The 16,282-nt window shown below is 57.8% G+C and carries 12 protein-coding genes; 9 read left to right on the forward strand and 3 right to left on the reverse strand.

The genetic code is table 11. The features are described from left to right. Positions 1–6 precede the first annotated feature (6 nt). The 7 genes from tig to ACIPIZ_RS05060 all read left to right on the forward strand — a co-directional run bounded on the left by tig (position 7) and on the right by ACIPIZ_RS05060 (position 9,588). A complete protein-coding gene (gene tig / locus ACIPIZ_RS05030) occupies positions 7–1,317 on the forward strand; it encodes a trigger factor (protein ID WP_064389227.1) in 1,311 nt (436 codons plus the stop codon). Positions 1,318–1,409: 92 nt separating this feature from the next. Beyond that, positions 1,410–2,045 carry an ATP-dependent Clp endopeptidase proteolytic subunit ClpP gene (clpP, locus tag ACIPIZ_RS05035; protein ID WP_007951559.1) on the forward strand — a complete coding sequence of 212 codons (636 nt, stop codon included), beginning with the start codon at positions 1,410–1,412 and terminating at the stop codon, positions 2,043–2,045. Between the two features lie 113 nt (positions 2,046–2,158). After that, positions 2,159–3,442: an ATP-dependent Clp protease ATP-binding subunit ClpX gene (gene clpX / locus ACIPIZ_RS05040; RefSeq protein WP_401164373.1), complete on the forward strand. Its 1,284-nt coding sequence runs from the start codon at positions 2,159–2,161 to the stop codon at positions 3,440–3,442. A 163-nt stretch (positions 3,443–3,605) separates the two neighbouring features. Continuing rightward, the gene (gene lon / locus ACIPIZ_RS05045; RefSeq protein ID WP_064389228.1) at positions 3,606–6,002 is read left to right on the forward strand and encodes an endopeptidase La; all 2,397 of its coding nucleotides are present in this window, start codon (positions 3,606–3,608) and stop codon (positions 6,000–6,002) included. A gap of 148 nt (positions 6,003–6,150) precedes the next feature. Beyond that, a complete protein-coding gene (locus ACIPIZ_RS05050) occupies positions 6,151–6,423 on the forward strand; it encodes an HU family DNA-binding protein (protein WP_008077714.1) in 273 nt (90 codons plus the stop codon). Positions 6,424–6,653: 230 nt separating this feature from the next. Then, positions 6,654–8,525 carry a SurA N-terminal domain-containing protein gene (locus ACIPIZ_RS05055; protein WP_401164376.1) on the forward strand — a complete coding sequence of 624 codons (1,872 nt, stop codon included), beginning with the start codon at positions 6,654–6,656 and terminating at the stop codon, positions 8,523–8,525. Between the two features lie 226 nt (positions 8,526–8,751). Further along, positions 8,752–9,588 (forward strand): DUF2242 domain-containing protein, encoded by an 837-nt coding sequence (locus ACIPIZ_RS05060; RefSeq protein WP_064389230.1) that lies wholly within the window; start codon positions 8,752–8,754, stop codon positions 9,586–9,588. 397 nt (positions 9,589–9,985) lie between these two features. Here the strand turns inward: ACIPIZ_RS05060 and ACIPIZ_RS05065 are convergent, their stop codons facing one another. Next, on the reverse strand, positions 9,986–11,026 hold the full coding sequence (locus ACIPIZ_RS05065; protein ID WP_064389231.1) for an AraC family transcriptional regulator: 1,041 nt from the start codon (positions 11,024–11,026) through the stop codon (positions 9,986–9,988). A 3-nt stretch (positions 11,027–11,029) separates the two neighbouring features. After that, complete coding sequence (locus ACIPIZ_RS05070; protein WP_401164381.1) at positions 11,030–12,160, reverse strand: nitrilase-related carbon-nitrogen hydrolase; 1,131 nt, start codon at positions 12,158–12,160, stop codon at positions 11,030–11,032. A gap of 208 nt (positions 12,161–12,368) precedes the next feature. Between ACIPIZ_RS05070 and ACIPIZ_RS05075 the strand changes: the two genes are divergently transcribed. Both ACIPIZ_RS05075 and ACIPIZ_RS05080 read left to right on the forward strand, forming a co-directional pair. Then, positions 12,369–14,408, forward strand: a complete 2,040-nt coding sequence (locus ACIPIZ_RS05075; protein WP_105704852.1) for an NADPH-dependent 2,4-dienoyl-CoA reductase — start codon at positions 12,369–12,371, stop codon at positions 14,406–14,408. Between the two features lie 125 nt (positions 14,409–14,533). Then, entirely contained in the window at positions 14,534–15,439 is a 906-nt protein-coding gene (locus ACIPIZ_RS05080) for a 1-aminocyclopropane-1-carboxylate deaminase/D-cysteine desulfhydrase (RefSeq protein ID WP_150647217.1), read from the forward strand. A 59-nt stretch (positions 15,440–15,498) separates the two neighbouring features. Here ACIPIZ_RS05080 and ACIPIZ_RS05085 read toward each other — a convergent pair whose 3' ends face one another. After that, positions 15,499–16,047 (reverse strand): cytochrome b, encoded by a 549-nt coding sequence (locus tag ACIPIZ_RS05085; RefSeq protein WP_064389235.1) that lies wholly within the window; start codon positions 16,045–16,047, stop codon positions 15,499–15,501. Between the last annotated feature and the right edge of the window lie 235 nt (positions 16,048–16,282).

Consider the following 16,282-nt stretch of genomic DNA (forward strand, 5'->3'; position numbering starts at 1 on the left):
ATATCCATGCAAGTTTCTGTTGAAAATACTACTGCTCTTGAGCGCCGCATGAGCGTCACTGTGCCGGCTGAGCGCATCGAGAGCCAGGTCAACAAGCGTCTGCAGCAGACTGCCCAAAAGGCCAAGATTGCTGGCTTCCGTCCAGGCAAAGTGCCAATGAGCGAAATCAAGCGCCGTTTCGGTGCTGATGCGCGTCAGGAAGCTGTAGGCGACGTGATCCAGTCCTCCTTCTACGAAGCTGTGGTTGAGCAGAAGCTCAACCCTGCCGGTTCGCCTTCGATCGAGCCAAAGTCGCTCGAAGCTGGCAAGGATCTGGAATACGTTGCAGTGTTCGAAGTGTTCCCTGAGTTCACCGTTGCCGGTTTCGAAGGCATCACCGTTGAGCGCCTGAGCGCTGACGTGGCTGACGCTGACCTGGACAAAATGCTCGACATCCTGCGCAAGCAGAACACCCGTTTTGAAGTGGCCGATCGCGCTGCCCAGAACGAAGACCAACTGAACATCGATTTCGTTGGCAAGGTTGACGGCGAAGTGTTCGCTGGCGGTTCCGCCAAGGGTACTCAGCTGGTGCTGGGTTCCGGCCGCATGATTCCTGGCTTCGAAGAAGGCCTGGTTGGCGCTAAAGCCGGCGAAGAGCGCGTTCTGAACCTGACCTTCCCAGAGGACTATCAGAACCTGGACCTGGCTGGCAAAACCGCCGAGTTCACCGTGACTGTCAACACTGTCTCCGAGCCTAAGCTGCCAGAGCTGAACGAAGAGTTCTTCGCTCAGTTCGGTATCAAGGAAAGCGGCATCGACGGTTTCCGCACCGAAGTTCGCAAGAACATGGAGCGTGAACTGCGTCAGGCGATCAAATCCAAGGTCAAGAATCAGGTAATGGACGGTCTGCTGGCCACCAACCCGATCGAAGTGCCGAAGGCTCTGCTGTCCAACGAGGTTGACCGTCTGCGCGTGCAGGCTGTTCAGCAGTTCGGTGGCAACATCAAGCCAGATCAACTGCCGGCCGAGCTGTTCGAAGAGCAAGCCAAGCGCCGTGTAGTGCTGGGCCTGATCGTTGCTGAAGTGGTCAAGCAATTCGACCTGAAGCCTGACGAAGCTCGCGTTCGCGAAATGATTCAGGAAATGGCTTCGGCTTATCAAGAGCCTGAGCAGGTTGTGTCCTGGTACTACAAGAACGACCAGCAGCTGAACGAAGTCCGTTCGGTTGTGCTGGAAGAACAAGTTGTGGATACTGTTCTGCAGAAAGCTAGCGTGACCGACAAATCGGTCTCTTACGAAGAAGCGGTCAAGCCGGTAGAAGCTCCAAAAGCCGACTGATTGATTTTGCGTTAAGAAGCACACACATAAGCCAGCCTTCGAGCTGGCTTATGCGTATTCAAGACATAACTATTTGGGAGTGACTGCAGAGCATGTTCCGTAATTCGTATATTCAGCAGAACTCAGATATCCAGGCCGCAGGCGGCCTGGTTCCGATGGTTGTCGAGCAGTCCGCTCGTGGCGAACGCGCCTACGACATCTATTCGCGCCTTCTCAAGGAGCGAGTGATCTTTCTGGTTGGTCCGGTAGAGGACTACATGGCCAACCTGATCTGTGCGCAACTGCTGTTCCTTGAAGCGGAAAACCCGGACAAGGACATCCATCTCTATATCAACTCCCCGGGCGGTTCGGTGACGGCTGGCATGTCGATCTACGACACCATGCAGTTCATCAAACCCAACGTGTCGACCACCTGTATCGGTCAGGCGTGCAGCATGGGCGCGTTCCTGCTGACCGCAGGCGCGCCAGGCAAGCGTTTCTGCCTGCCGAACTCGCGAGTGATGATTCACCAGCCACTGGGCGGTTTCCAGGGTCAGGCATCGGATATCGAAATCCATGCCAAGGAAATCCTCTTCATTCGTGAGCGCCTGAACACACTGATGGCCAAGCACAGCGGTCGCACTCTGGAAGAAATCGAGCGCGATACCAACCGCGACAACTTCATGAGTGCAGAAGCTGCGAAGGAATATGGTCTGATCGATGAAGTGATCAACCAGCGTCCAGCTTAAAAATAAGCAGCTCAAAATAGGCTTGGTCGGCTGGTCTGATCAGCGGCGGGCTTGAAAAAGCCCGCAATAGCCTTCATCTTGTGTTGCAAGCCTATTGGATTTGGATCGAACGAATGACTGACACCCGCAACGGCGAGGACAACGGCAAGCTGCTCTATTGCTCCTTCTGGTGCAAAAGCCAGCATGAAGTGCGCAAATTGATTGCCGGCCCCTCGGTCTTTATCTGGGACGAGTGCGTCGACCTGTGCAATGACATCATCCGCGAGGAGGTGCAGGAAGCCCAGGCCGAAAGCAGCGCGCATAAATTGCCTTCGCCTAAAGAAATCAGCGGCATCCTTGATCAATACGTCATTGGTCAGGAGCGTGCAAAAAAGGTTCTGGCCGTAGCGGTGTATAACCACTACAAGCGTCTGAACCAGCGTGACAAAAAGGCTGACGACGTCGAACTCGGCAAGAGCAACATCCTGCTGATCGGCCCGACCGGCTCGGGTAAAACCCTGCTGGCCGAAACGCTGGCCCGCTTGCTGAACGTTCCGTTCACCATTGCCGACGCAACCACCCTCACCGAGGCGGGTTACGTGGGTGAAGATGTCGAGAACATCATTCAGAAGCTGTTGCAGAAATGCGACTACGACGTAGAGAAGGCCCAGATGGGCATTGTCTACATCGATGAAATCGACAAGATTTCCCGCAAGTCCGACAACCCGTCGATCACTCGGGACGTTTCCGGTGAAGGCGTGCAGCAGGCCTTGCTGAAACTGATCGAAGGCACGGTCGCTTCCGTACCGCCGCAAGGTGGTCGCAAGCACCCGCAGCAGGAATTCCTGCAGGTAGACACCCGTAACATCCTGTTCATCTGTGGTGGTGCGTTCTCTGGTCTGGAAAAGGTTATTCAAAACCGTTCCACCAAAGGCGGCATCGGTTTCAACGCAGAAGTGCGCAGCAAGGAAGAAGGCAAGAAAGTCGGTGAATCCCTGCGTGAAGTCGAGCCTGACGATCTGGTCAAGTTCGGTCTGATCCCGGAATTCGTTGGTCGTCTGCCGGTGCTCGCGACGCTGGACGAGCTCGATGAAGCTGCGCTGATGCAGATTCTCACCGAGCCGAAAAATGCTCTGACCAAACAGTATGCCAAGCTGTTCGAGATGGAAGGCGTGGATCTGGAATTCCGTTCCGACGCGCTGAAATCGGTCGCCAAGCGTGCCCTGGAACGTAAAACCGGTGCTCGTGGCCTGCGCTCGATTCTTGAAGGTGTACTGCTCGACACGATGTATGAAATCCCCTCGCAGTCCGAGGTGAGCAAAGTCGTGATCGATGAAAGCGTGATCGAAGGCAAGTCCAAGCCACTGTATATCTACGAGAACAGTGAGCCGGCCGCCAAGGCAGCGCCGGACGCGTAAGCGTCCTCTCTGCCGCAACAAAGAAGGGGCCTTCGGGCCTCTTTTTTTTTATGTCATTTTTTACATCCGCTTTGCGCTTGTTTTTTTTCAAGGCAGCCCCCATCTTGGTTTCAAGCTCAATTCCATCTGATTACGGCCATATGGCCGCCGTAGAGGCGAAATCATGAAGACAACCATCGAATTGCCTCTCCTGCCATTGCGTGATGTCGTGGTTTATCCGCACATGGTTATCCCGCTGTTCGTGGGGCGCGAGAAATCCATCGAAGCCCTCGAGGCAGCGATGACGGGTGACAAGCAGATTCTGCTGCTGGCCCAGAGAAACCCGGCTGACGATGATCCCGGGGAAGACGCTCTCTATCGCGTAGGTACCATCGCCACCGTCCTGCAGCTTCTGAAGCTGCCTGACGGCACTGTCAAGGTTCTGGTCGAGGGTGAGCAGCGTGGCACCGTCGAGCGCTTCAGCGAAGTCGACGGCCATTGCCGTGCGGAAGTTTCGCTGATCGAAGAAGTTGACGCCGCCGAGCGCGAGTCCGAAGTCTTCGTGCGCACTCTGCTGTCGCAGTTCGAACAATATGTGCAGTTGGGCAAGAAAGTTCCGGCTGAAGTCCTGTCGTCGCTCAACAGCATCGATGAGCCGGGTCGTCTGGTCGATACCATGGCTGCGCACATGGCGCTGAAAATCGAGCAGAAGCAGGAAATCCTCGAAATCATCGATTTGTCGGCCCGGGTCGAGCACGTTCTGGCGTTGCTGGATGCCGAGATCGATCTGCTGCAAGTCGAAAAACGCATTCGCGGCCGTGTCAAAAAGCAAATGGAACGCAGCCAGCGCGAGTACTACCTGAATGAGCAGATGAAGGCCATTCAGAAAGAGCTGGGCGACGGCGATGAAGGTCACAACGAAATCGAAGAGCTGAAAAAGCGCATCGATGCAGCGGGCCTGCCGAAAGACGCGCTGACCAAGGCTACCGCCGAGCTGAACAAGCTCAAGCAAATGTCGCCGATGTCCGCCGAAGCCACCGTGGTGCGCTCCTATATCGACTGGCTGGTGCAGGTGCCGTGGAAGGCGCAAAGCAAGGTGCGCCTTGACCTGGCGCGAGCAGAAGACATTCTCGACGCCGATCACTACGGTCTCGAAGAGGTCAAGGAACGCATCCTTGAATACCTCGCCGTGCAAAAGCGCGTGAAGAAAATTCGTGGCCCGGTGTTGTGCCTGGTGGGTCCTCCTGGCGTGGGTAAAACCTCGCTGGCGGAGTCGATTGCCCACGCCACCAACCGCAAGTTCGTACGTATGGCCCTCGGTGGCGTGCGTGATGAAGCGGAAATTCGCGGTCACCGCCGGACTTACATCGGTTCGATGCCGGGAAGATTGATTCAAAAGATGACAAAGGTGGGCGTTCGCAACCCGCTGTTCCTGCTCGATGAAATCGACAAGATGGGCAGCGACATGCGTGGCGATCCGGCGTCGGCGTTGCTGGAAGTGCTCGATCCCGAGCAGAACCACAACTTCAACGATCATTATCTGGAAGTCGATTACGACCTCTCGGATGTGATGTTCCTGTGCACCTCGAACTCGATGAACATCCCGCCAGCACTGCTGGACCGGATGGAAGTCATTCGTCTGCCGGGCTACACCGAAGACGAAAAGATCAACATTGCCGTCAAATACCTCTCGCCAAAACAGATCACCGCCAACGGTCTGAAGAAGGGCGAGCTGGAATTCGACGCGGAAGCGATTCGCGACATCATCCGTTACTACACCCGTGAAGCCGGTGTGCGTGGCCTCGAGCGTCAGATCGCCAAGGTCTGCCGCAAGGCCGTGAAAGAGCATGCGCTGGAAAAACGCTTCTCGGTGAAAGTGACAGCTGATCTGTTGGAGCATTTCCTCGGTGTGCGCAAGTTCCGCTACGGCCTGGCCGAGCAGCAGGATCAGATCGGTCAGGTCACAGGCCTTGCCTGGACTCAGGTTGGCGGCGAATTGCTGACCATCGAAGCGGCTGTGGTGCCGGGTAAAGGTCAGTTGATCAAGACCGGTTCGCTGGGTGATGTAATGGTCGAATCGATCACTGCTGCCCTGACCGTGGTGCGCAGCCGCGCGAAGAGCCTGGGCATTCCCCTGGACTTCCACGAGAAGCGCGACACGCACATCCACATGCCGGAAGGGGCAACGCCGAAGGATGGTCCTAGCGCTGGTGTCGGCATGTGTACGGCACTGGTGTCGGCCCTGACCGGCATTCCGGTACGCGCCGATGTCGCCATGACCGGTGAAATCACCTTGCGTGGTCAAGTGCTGGCGATTGGTGGCCTGAAGGAAAAACTGCTCGCGGCTCACCGCGGCGGAATCAAGATTGTGATTATTCCTGAAGAGAACGTGCGTGATCTCAAGGAGATTCCGGACAACATCAAGCAGGATCTGCAGATTAAACCGGTTAAATGGATTGACGAGGTCCTGCAAATTGCGCTGCAATACGCGCCGGAGCCCTTGCCGGATGTGGCTCCGGAGATAGTTGCCAAGGATGAAAAACGTGAGTCTGATGCTAAGGAAAGAATTAGCACGCATTAGTATGCTTTTGCCTGGGTGGCTTCCTTGACAGCTTTTTAGAGCCCTTGTTATAAAGCGGCTCTTAAGTGTCTGTAGGCCATTCAGCACTCGTTTTTGCTTTCACCAAAAAACTTAGAATCATCTCAAAATAGATATAAGGGGACTTAGAGTGAACAAGTCGGAACTGATTGATGCTATCGCTGCATCCGCTGATATCCCGAAAGCTGCTGCTGGCCGTGCGCTGGACGCTGTAATCGAATCCGTCACTGGCGCTCTCAAGGCTGGCGACTCCGTTGTTCTGGTTGGTTTCGGTACTTTCTCCGTGACTGATCGTCCAGCTCGCGTTGGTCGTAACCCACAGACCGGCAAGACGCTGCAGATCGCTGCTGCTAAAAAACCAGGCTTCAAAGCCGGTAAAGCACTGAAAGAAGCGGTCAACTAAGTCGTTACAAGTTTTTACCCATCCGGGTCGGGGTCATCCCTGACTTGGCAGCGGAGCGGTAGAACAGGTCGCTGAAAGAGCTGCCTGTAACGCCGGGATCGAGGGTTCGAGCCCTGTCCGCTCCGCCAGTTACGAGAAGGCGCATCCTCGGATGCGCCTTTCTTCTATCCGGATTCTACCCACGCTCCACGGTTGCCTAATTTTGAAGTTCAACCGTTTCTGGGGGACGCATGCTGCAGAATATCAGGGACAATTCACAAGGCTGGATTGCCAAGACCATTATCGGGGTCATCGTTGCACTGATGGCGCTGACCGGTTTCGACGCCATTTTCCAGGCCACGACTCACAAGAATGAGGCGGCCAAGGTCAACGGTGAAGAAATCAGCCAGAACGAACTGAGCCAGGCCGTTGATATGCAACGCCGTCAGTTGATGCAACAACTGGGCAAGGACTTCGATGCTTCCTTGCTCGACGAAAAAATGCTCCGCGAATCGGCCCTCAAGGGTCTGATTGATCGCAAGCTGCTGCTGCAAGGCGCAGAACAGGCGAAATTCGCATTCTCCGAAGGCGCACTGGACCAAGTGATCCTGCAGACACCTGAATTCCAGGTCGACGGCAAGTTCAGTTCCGAGCGTTTCGACCAGGTGATCCGTCAACTGGGTTACAGCCGCATGCAGTTCCGCCAGATGCTGGCTCAGGAAATGCTGATCGGCCAACTGCGTGCCGGTGTAGCGGGCAGCGGTTTTGTGACTGACGCTGAAGTGCTGGCATTCGCCCGTCTGGAAAAACAGACACGCGATTTCGCCACCCTGAACATCAAGGCCGATCCGGCTGCGGTGAAGCTGACGGACGACGAGGTCAAGGCTTACTACGACGAGCACGCGAAGGAATTCATGACCCCTGATCAAGTGGTCATCGATTACCTTGAGCTGAAGAAGTCGTCGTTCTTCGACCAGGTTGCCGTCAAGGACGAAGACCTGCAGGCGGCGTATCAGAAAGAAATCGCCAACCTGTCGGAACAGCGTCGTGCTGCGCATATCCTGATCGAAGTGAACGACAAGACCACCGAAGCTCAGGCCAAGGCGAAGATCGAAGAAGTCCAGGCACGTCTGGCCAAGGGCGAGAAATTCGAAGCGCTGGCCAAAGAGTTCTCGCAAGATCCGGGTTCGGCCAACAATGGCGGTGACCTCGGTTATGCAGGCCCTGGCGTTTACGATCCAGCCTTCGAAAAAGCCTTGTACTCGCTGAGCAAAGATCAGGTTTCCGCGCCGGTGCGTACCGATTTCGGTTACCACCTGATCAAGCTGCTGGGGATAGAAGCACCTGAAGTGCCGACTCTGGCCAGCCTGAAAGACAAACTGACGCGCGAGCTGAAAGCGGCTCAGGTCGAGCAGCGTTTCGTCGAAGCGACCAAGCAATTGGAAGACTCCGCGTTCGAAGCGTCTGATCTGGCACAGCCAGCGGCAGACCTGAAACTGACCGTGCACACCTCCAAGCCATTTGGCCGTGAAGGTGGCGAAGGTGTTGCAGCCAACCGCGCCGTGATCACTGCAGCATTCAGCCCCGAAGTGATTGATGAGGGTGCCAACAGCACCGCCATCGAACTGGATCCGGAAACCGTGATCGTGCTGCGCTCCAAGGAGCACCTGAAGCCTGCGCAACTGCCTCTGGAAAGCGTGAGCGCGGCCATCCGCACCCAGTTGACCAAAGAGCACGCCAGCGCTGCTGCCAAGACCAAGGCCGAGAAGCTGATCGCTGATCTGCGCGATGGCAAGGCGCCGCTGGACAAGGCCGTCGAAGGTCAGAGCTGGAAAGCCACCGAAGCGGCCACCCGTGCGCAGGAAGGTGTTGATCCGGCCGTGTTGCAGGCGCTGTTCCGCATGCCGAAACCAGCGGCCAAGGACAAGCCGACGTTCAGCAGCGTGACGCTGCCGGATGGCAGTCTGATGATCGTACGCCTGAACGGCGTCAACGAAGCAGCGGCACCGAGCGATGAAGAGAAGGCTCAATACCGTCGCTTCCTCGCGTCCCGTGAAGGTCAGCAGGACTTCGCAGCGTACCGCAAGCAGTTGGAAGCTCAGGCTGAAATCAAGCGTTTCTGATGCCTGACTGAGCAGCTAGACAAAAAGCCCCGGCCGCAATGCCGGGGCTTTTTTGTGGTCGACTGGCAGCTAATGACGAGATCTTCATTGGTCAGCGATGCTGGCGACTTTTACCTGCCATTCATTGTCGATAGAGTTGTAACTGTTTTAAGACACTAATCCATACGCCGCAGGGCCGCGATCTGTTGCACAATACGCCCCGGACTGTTTTCCCTCAGGATGTTCAATGTTGATTTCCACTCCCATGCGTGTTTTCGGGCTGGCGCTGTTGTTGACCGCTGTTGCCGGCTGTTCGAAGGACAAGCCGATGTACGAGCATGAGAACTTCGATGACTCCGGTACATTTTCGCGCAATTATCCGGTGACTGATGCGGTCAGCTGCGAAGCAGCCCGTCGCGCGTTGCTCAGCCAGGGTTACATCATCACCAGCAGCGATCCGAAAATCGTCAGCGGCCACAAGAGTTTCCAGCAAACCGGCGATACCCATATGGAGATCAGCTTCAATGTGGTCTGCGCCGATGACGGCACCGCCGGGCACCATGCCACGATGTTCGCCAACGCCTTGCAGGATCGTTATGCGCTGAAGAAAACCAACAACTCCGCCAGCCTTGGTGTCGGCGTGTTGGGCTCGGTGTCGATGCCGATCGGTTCTTCGGACGATTCGATGGTCAAGGTCGCCAGCGAAACAGTGACGGCACAAAAGTTCTACGAGCGTTTCTTTACGCTGGTCGAACAGTTCATGCCGGCTGAAGCGAAGAAGGCGGCGCATATCGAAGAGAAGCCGAAGGCCGATCTGGGGATGCCAGAGCCTAAGCCTGCGCCGGCCGCGTTGACGCCGACGCCTGCCGCAACCCCTGCGCCTGCTGCCGAACCGGCGCCAGCACCCGCAGAAGCGGCGCCAGTGAGCTCGGAGCCTGTTGTGCCGCCAACGGAGTCTGCGCCGATCACCCCGGCGCCAACGGCCGAGCCTGCCCCGGCGACCGAAACCATTACGCCGCCGGCCAATCCGGATATTCCACCGCCAACCGAGCCGATTCCGGCGATGCCAGCGTCCGGCCAATAATCGAGTAATACCCTGTAGGAGTGAGCCTGCTCGCGATAGCGGTAGAGCAGTCATTAACGATGTGACTGATCTTGCGCTATCGCGAGCAGGCTCACTCCTGCTTCGTTTGGGGCTGACTTAAAATTTAGTTACATTCCCCGGACAAAAGTCCCGCGATAAATTCCTGACCACCTGCTACGTTTTATTGATGAAGGCCGGGTTTCACTTTTCCTTCATACGGGCAGTTTATGCTCGAGGCACTGGGCATTTGCCCAGGCCCATTCAACAGAGCAGCAGGGGGATAACGCAATGGATGACTATCAAGAAGAGCTGCTCGAGTATCAGGCCTTTGAACTGGATCAACCCGAGCCGGCCGAAGACGCTACCGAGCTGTAAGCTACTGCTCGTAGTAGCTGTTTTACGCTGTTTGGCGATGACTGCGACGAAATTCGCCGGGCGTCTGCCCCGTCCAGCGCTTGAATGCCCGCTGGAAGGCTTCGGCTGAAGCAAAGCCAAGCAAGTAAGCGATTTCACCGAATGCCAGTTCGGTATCGCGGATGTACGTCATCGCCAGATCACGGCGAGTGTCGTTGAGGATCGCGCGAAACTGCGTGCCTTCTTCGGTCAGCTTGCGCCGTAATGTCCAGGTCGGCAGCTTCAGGCGTGCCGCCACTTCTTCCAGATCCGGTTCGCGACCGCCGTTGAGCAACGGCCCGAGCAATTGCGTGATGCGTTCGCGCAGGCTGCGGGTACGCGTCAGTTGCTCCAGTTCCCGTTCACACAATTGCAGCAGATGCCGCCAGGTGCTTGGACAGTGTTCGGGGTTGCGTTGCGCAAGGCTGTGAAGGCTAAGACGCAGTTGATTGCGTTCGGCGCCGAACAGGATCGGACAATCACCCAGCGCAGCGTAGGCCTCGCGGTAAGCCGGCTCGGCGAATTCGATTTCGATGCGTTCGGCGCGCAGTACTTGGCGACTGACGCTGGACAACTGTTGCAGCCAACCGGCAATGATCGAGTCCACCACGAAGCGGTTGTAGGCGTTGTACGGGCTGATCGAATAGAAGCGCAGCCATGCGCCATTGGCATCTTCGTGAAAGCTCGATTGCCCGCGATAGTTGGAGCCGTAAAGTGGTTCGAAACGGATCAGGCAACGGGCGGCTTCGCGCACGGTCGGCGCTTGCGCGGCGGTGACACCGGCCAGTCCGGCCTGGCTCAAACGGCTCATTTGCCCCATCCGCAGCCCCAAAGCAGGGTCGTCGGTCAGCTGGATCGCCGCGTGGCCCAGGCGCATGTAACGCGGAATCGACAGGCGTGCTCCTGCTTCGGCCAGACGTGCGGCATCGAGGCCGTATTGCTCAAGCAGTGGCAGCGGATCGGCAGCATGACTGCGCACCGCGTCGGCGAGGCTGTGAACGAAACCCACCGACAAATCGCCAAGACGCATCGGCAGGGGTTTCATGAGTTACAACCAGACATTCAACAAACGGGCACCACGGGCTTCGCTGTCGGCGAACTGCTGACCGTTGCTGTTGAGGAAGCTTTGTCCTGAACTCGACTTGTCCCAGAACTGCCCGCGCAGGAACACACTCACCCCAGCAATCGCGCGACTGCTCGGCGGTTGCGCGGTGAGTGTGAGGCGATGCCAGGCCTGACCTTCGCTGACTTCGCCGGGTTTGAGGCTGACCGAGCCCGGTGTGCTCGAACCTTTGTAGCCGCCCCACGGTTGGTTCCACACACCATGGCCCACCACGAACGCTGGCACCGCCACCAGTTGCGCAGCTTGCTCGTCGAGTTTGCGGTAATTGTCCGGATACCAACTGTCACTGCCGATGAGGATGCCCAAGCGCCCGGCAGGGGTGTCGACGACGTTGATCGCGTGTTGATCTTCGCCCTCGATCACCTCGCGTTGATCGAAGATCGGGTGCATCTGCCGCTGCGGTTGCCCCAGTGGCACGCCATCGCGGCCAAACACCACGCTGCTGTTGAACAGTGCGCCGCTGCCGGGTTTGAGCTGACCATCGCGGATGATCGGCTCCGGCAAGACGATCGAACCGGCCACGAGCGTCACATGGAATTCCCTGGCCAGGCCACCGAACAGCGCCTGATAGTCCTTGGCCATGGCTTTTGATTTCATACGCAGGTGGGCGTCATCGAGACGGCTTTTGCCCTTGGCGCTGAGCCAGGCACGCGCGAACAACAGCGGGTTGCTCGCGGCCAGCCAGTTCATGGCTTCGGCGAGGGTCGGCGCCTGATACAGCTCGTCTTTCTCGCCGCTGATCATCAACCAGGTTCCGATGTGTTCCGGCAACACCACCACGGTTTTCTCGTTCAACAAGCCTCGATCCTGAGCTTGCTGCAGATACGCCGCGAGTTTGCGGTGCAGGCGTTCGGGGCTTTGATAGTCGGTGGGGAACAGTTCGGGCTGGATGCCCAACAGGTTGCCGCGGCCGGCGGGCGTGCCCTCATCGACCGCCAGTTTGATGCGCAGGTCCGACAGATAATGGCCCGCCGGCCGGTCTGCCGCCCACATGGCGTAGGAAGCAAGGACAGCCACAAGGGCCATGGAAAACGTCAGGTACAAAAGTTTGCGCATGAAATCCAACAACAACCGGGTACAGGGTGTGGCGACTAGGTTAGGGCCCATGGCGCCGGTTGCCAAGGGGCGCTGCGCATTTGGATCAATAAGTTGTCAGTTACGGTCATTGAGTGGCAGCAGTATGACTCTTAGTCTGTGCCACATGACTGACGGGGGACGCAGAGCTCCCGCACTTTTTCCGTGATCGCTCGTTGTGGAGTTACCGATGACCGCCGCTCATTACCCGCACCTGTTGGCCCCGCTGGACCTGGGATTCACCACGCTGCGCAACCGCACGCTGATGGGCTCGATGCACACCGGCCTGGAAGAGAAGCCGGGCGGCTTCGAGCGCATGGCGGCGTACTTCGCCGAGCGTGCCCGTGGTGGTGTCGGCCTGATGGTCACCGGCGGGATCGGCCCGAACGACGAGGGCGGGGTGTATTCCGGTGCGGCCAAACTGACCACTGAAGAAGAGGCGCTCAAGCACCGTATCGTCACCCGCGCGGTGCACGACGCGGGCGGCAAGATCTGCATGCAGATTCTTCACGCCGGCCGTTATGCCTACAGCCCGAAACAGGTCGCACCGAGCGCAATTCAGGCACCGATCAACCCGTTCAAGCCCAAAGAGCTGGACGAGGAAGGCATCGAGAAGCAGATCAGCGATTTCGTTACGTGCTCGGTCTTGGCGCAAACCGCTGAGTACGACGGCGTCGAGATCATGGGGTCGGAAGGTTATTTCATTAACCAGTTCCTCGCCGCGCACACCAACCATCGCACCGACCGTTGGGGTGGCAGCTACGAAAACCGCATGCGCCTGCCGGTGGAAATCGTCCGCCGCGTACGCGAAGCGGTGGGGCCGAACTTCATCATCATTTTCCGTCTGTCGATGCTCGATCTGGTCGAGGGCGGCAGCACCTGGGATGAAATCGTCATCCTCGCCAAAGCCATCGAACAGGCCGGTGCGACCATCATCAATACCGGTATCGGCTGGCACGAGGCGCGCATTCCGACCATCGCCACCAAAGTGCCGCGTGCGGCGTTCAGCAAGGTCACGGCCAAGCTGCGCGGTTCGGTGAGCATTCCGCTGATCACCACCAACCGCATCAATACCCCGGAAATCGCCGAGCAGATTCTTGCCGAAGGCGATGCCGACATGGTTTCGATGGCGCGGCCGTTTCTGGCCGACCCGGACTTCGTCAACAAAGCCGCTGAAGGTCGCGCGGACGAAATCAACACCTGCATCGGTTGCAACCAGGCGTGTCTTGACCACACCTTCGGCGGCAAGCTCACCAGTTGTCTGGTCAATCCGCGTGCGTGCCACGAGACCGAACTCAACTATCTGCCGGTGCAGCAGATCAAGAAAATCGCCGTGGTCGGTGCCGGCCCTGCGGGTTTGTCGGCTGCGACCGTGGCGGCCGAGCGTGGCCATCAGGTGACTCTGTTCGACTCGGCCAGCGAGATCGGCGGTCAGTTCAACATCGCCAAACGTGTGCCGGGCAAGGAAGAGTTTTTCGAAACCTTGCGTTACTTCAAGCGCAAGTTGCAGACGACGAATGTCGAGGTGTGTCTGAACACCCGCGTCGACGTGACGAAACTGGTTGAAGGCGGCTACGACGAAATCATCCTCGCCACCGGTATTGCGCCGCGTCTGCCGGCGATTCCCGGCGTCGAGCATGCCAAGGTGTTGAGCTACATCGACGTGATCCTTGAGCGTAAGCCGGTTGGCAAGCGCGTGGCGGTGATCGGCGCTGGCGGTATCGGTTTCGACGTGTCGGAATTCCTCGTCCATGAAGGCGTGGCCACCAGTCAGGACCGTGCCGCGTTCTGGAAAGAATGGGGCATCGATACGCAACTGGAAGCCCGTGGTGGTGTGGCCGGAATCAAAGCCGCTCCGCATGCGCCGGCGCGCGAAGTGTTCCTGTTGCAGCGCAAGAAAACCAAGGTCGGCGATGGCCTGGGCAAAACCACTGGCTGGATTCACCGCACCGGTTTGAAGAACAAGCAGGTGCAAATGCTCAATAGCGTTGAATACCTGAGCATTGACGACGAAGGTCTGCACATCCGCATCGGCGAAACCGGCGAGCCGCAAGTGCTGGCGGTGGACAACATCGTGATTTGTGCGGGGCAGGATCCGCTGCGTGAGCTGCATGATGGTCTGGTCGAAGCCGGACAGAACGTGCACCTCATCGGCGGCGCCGATGTCGCCGCAGAGCTGGATGCCAAACGCGCGATCAATCAAGGCTCGCGCCTGGCCGCTGAACTGTAAATACCCTCTGTAGGAGCTGCTGCAGGCTGCGATCTTTTGATTCTGTTTTTTCAAGACAAGATCAAAAGATCGCAGCCTGCGGCAGCTCCTACTAGTATGTGTTTTTTTCAGATTGTGCTCTGCTCATGTTTCCCCATGCCCCCCTCGAACACCTTCATCTGGACTGGTTGAGCTCCGCCGGTATTGACGTGGCCATCCTGCGCCTCGACCAGATAGACCCGCTGATCAGTGGCAATAAATGGTTCAAGCTCGCTGAACACCTCAACGCTGCCGAGCGTGCGGGTGCTGAAGGCATCATCAGTCCAGGTGGCGCTCATTCCAATCACTTGCATGCCTTGGCGGCGGCGGGTAAGCGTCTGGGCTTTAAAACGGTCGGGCTGTTGCGCGGGCATGCGCAGGACACTCCGACGGTGCAGGACCTGCAAGCGTTCGGCATGCAATTGCATTGGTTGGGTTACGGCGGCTATCGGGCGCGACACGAGCCGGGGTTCTGGGAGCCTTGGCGCGCACAGTATCCGCAGTTGTATGCGGTGCCCGAGGGCGGTGGGGGATTGGCCGGCGCGCTGGGTTGCGCTGCGATCAAACAGCAACTCGACGCGCAGTTGCACGCGCTCGGCTGGAGCGATTATCACGGCTGGTGGCTGGCCTGCGGCACCGGCACGACGCTGGCGGGGTTAGTGCTGGCCGAGGCGGGGGCGCATCCGGTGTTTGGCGCACTGGCGGTGCCGCAGGATCATGGCGTGGCGACGAATATCGAGTCGATCCTGCAAGCAGCAGGGAGGGCGAATGCGGGCTATGAGTTGATCGAAGCCAGCCGTGGCGGTTTTGCCAAGGTAGATCCGTCGTTGCTGAAGTTTATCGAGCAGAACGAGCAGGCCAGCGGCGTACCACTGGAACCGCTGTACACCGGCAAAGCATTGTTGGCGCTTAAGGAACAGGTCGAAGCGGGCAGGGTTGCCATGGGGACGCGGCTGATCTTCGTCCATACCGGCGGCCTGCAGGGCCGACGCGGGTTCTCTCTTTCTTCCTGACTGCACCTGACCTGGGGTGGGGGTGCACGCCCACTCGGCACAATGGCAACTTCCAACAGTCAACCGCGCTTGGGCATCATCCGCAACAGCGTGTTATCGCCCACCACATAATGGTGATAGATCCCCGCCAGCGCATGCAGCCCGATCAGCCAGTAACCGATCGTGGCGATCAGCACGTGCCAATGCTCTATCTGCTTGGCGAAGTCTTTGTTTTCTGCGACCAGCAGCGGCAGATCAAAGCCATAAAACATCACCTGGTGCCCTTCAGCGCTGGTGATCAGCCAGCCGAGAATCGGCATGCTGATCATGAACAGGTACAGCGCCCAGTGCATCAGTCGCGCCAGTACGGTTTGCCATTGCGGTGAAGCCGGGAAGATCTTCGGCGCCGGACCGAGGCTACGTGCGAGCAGGCGAAACCACACAAGTACAAACACGGTCAGGCCAAGCATGTAATGCACTTCGCGGATCAGCGTGCGGCCGCCACTGCCCTTGGGAAAGAGGCCGCGCAATTCCATGCTGGCATAGACCAGCACCAACAACACCAGCATCAGCCAGTGCAGCAGCACCGACACAGTGCTGTAGCGCGATTCTGAACTTGTCCACGGCATACGGTGTTCCTCTCGGTTCAGGCTCCAGTGCGCCGTTTCTCCGACGGCATGCATTAACTGTAAACGTCCTTGAGCATTTTTGCCTGAATGCATCAGAAGTTTTTTTATCTGCTCTTTTATGACCTGTTTAGTGTCTGTGGAAAGTTTGATCTGTTTCGATGTAACCGGTTGTTGTTTATGTTTTGAATCTGTAGAGCATTTGATTGAAATGGTCGGGGTGGTTAGTGTTGCGGGC

It is taken from the genome of Pseudomonas sp. NPDC087690, from assembly GCF_044743175.1.
Lineage (GTDB): Bacteria > Pseudomonadota > Gammaproteobacteria > Pseudomonadales > Pseudomonadaceae > Aquipseudomonas.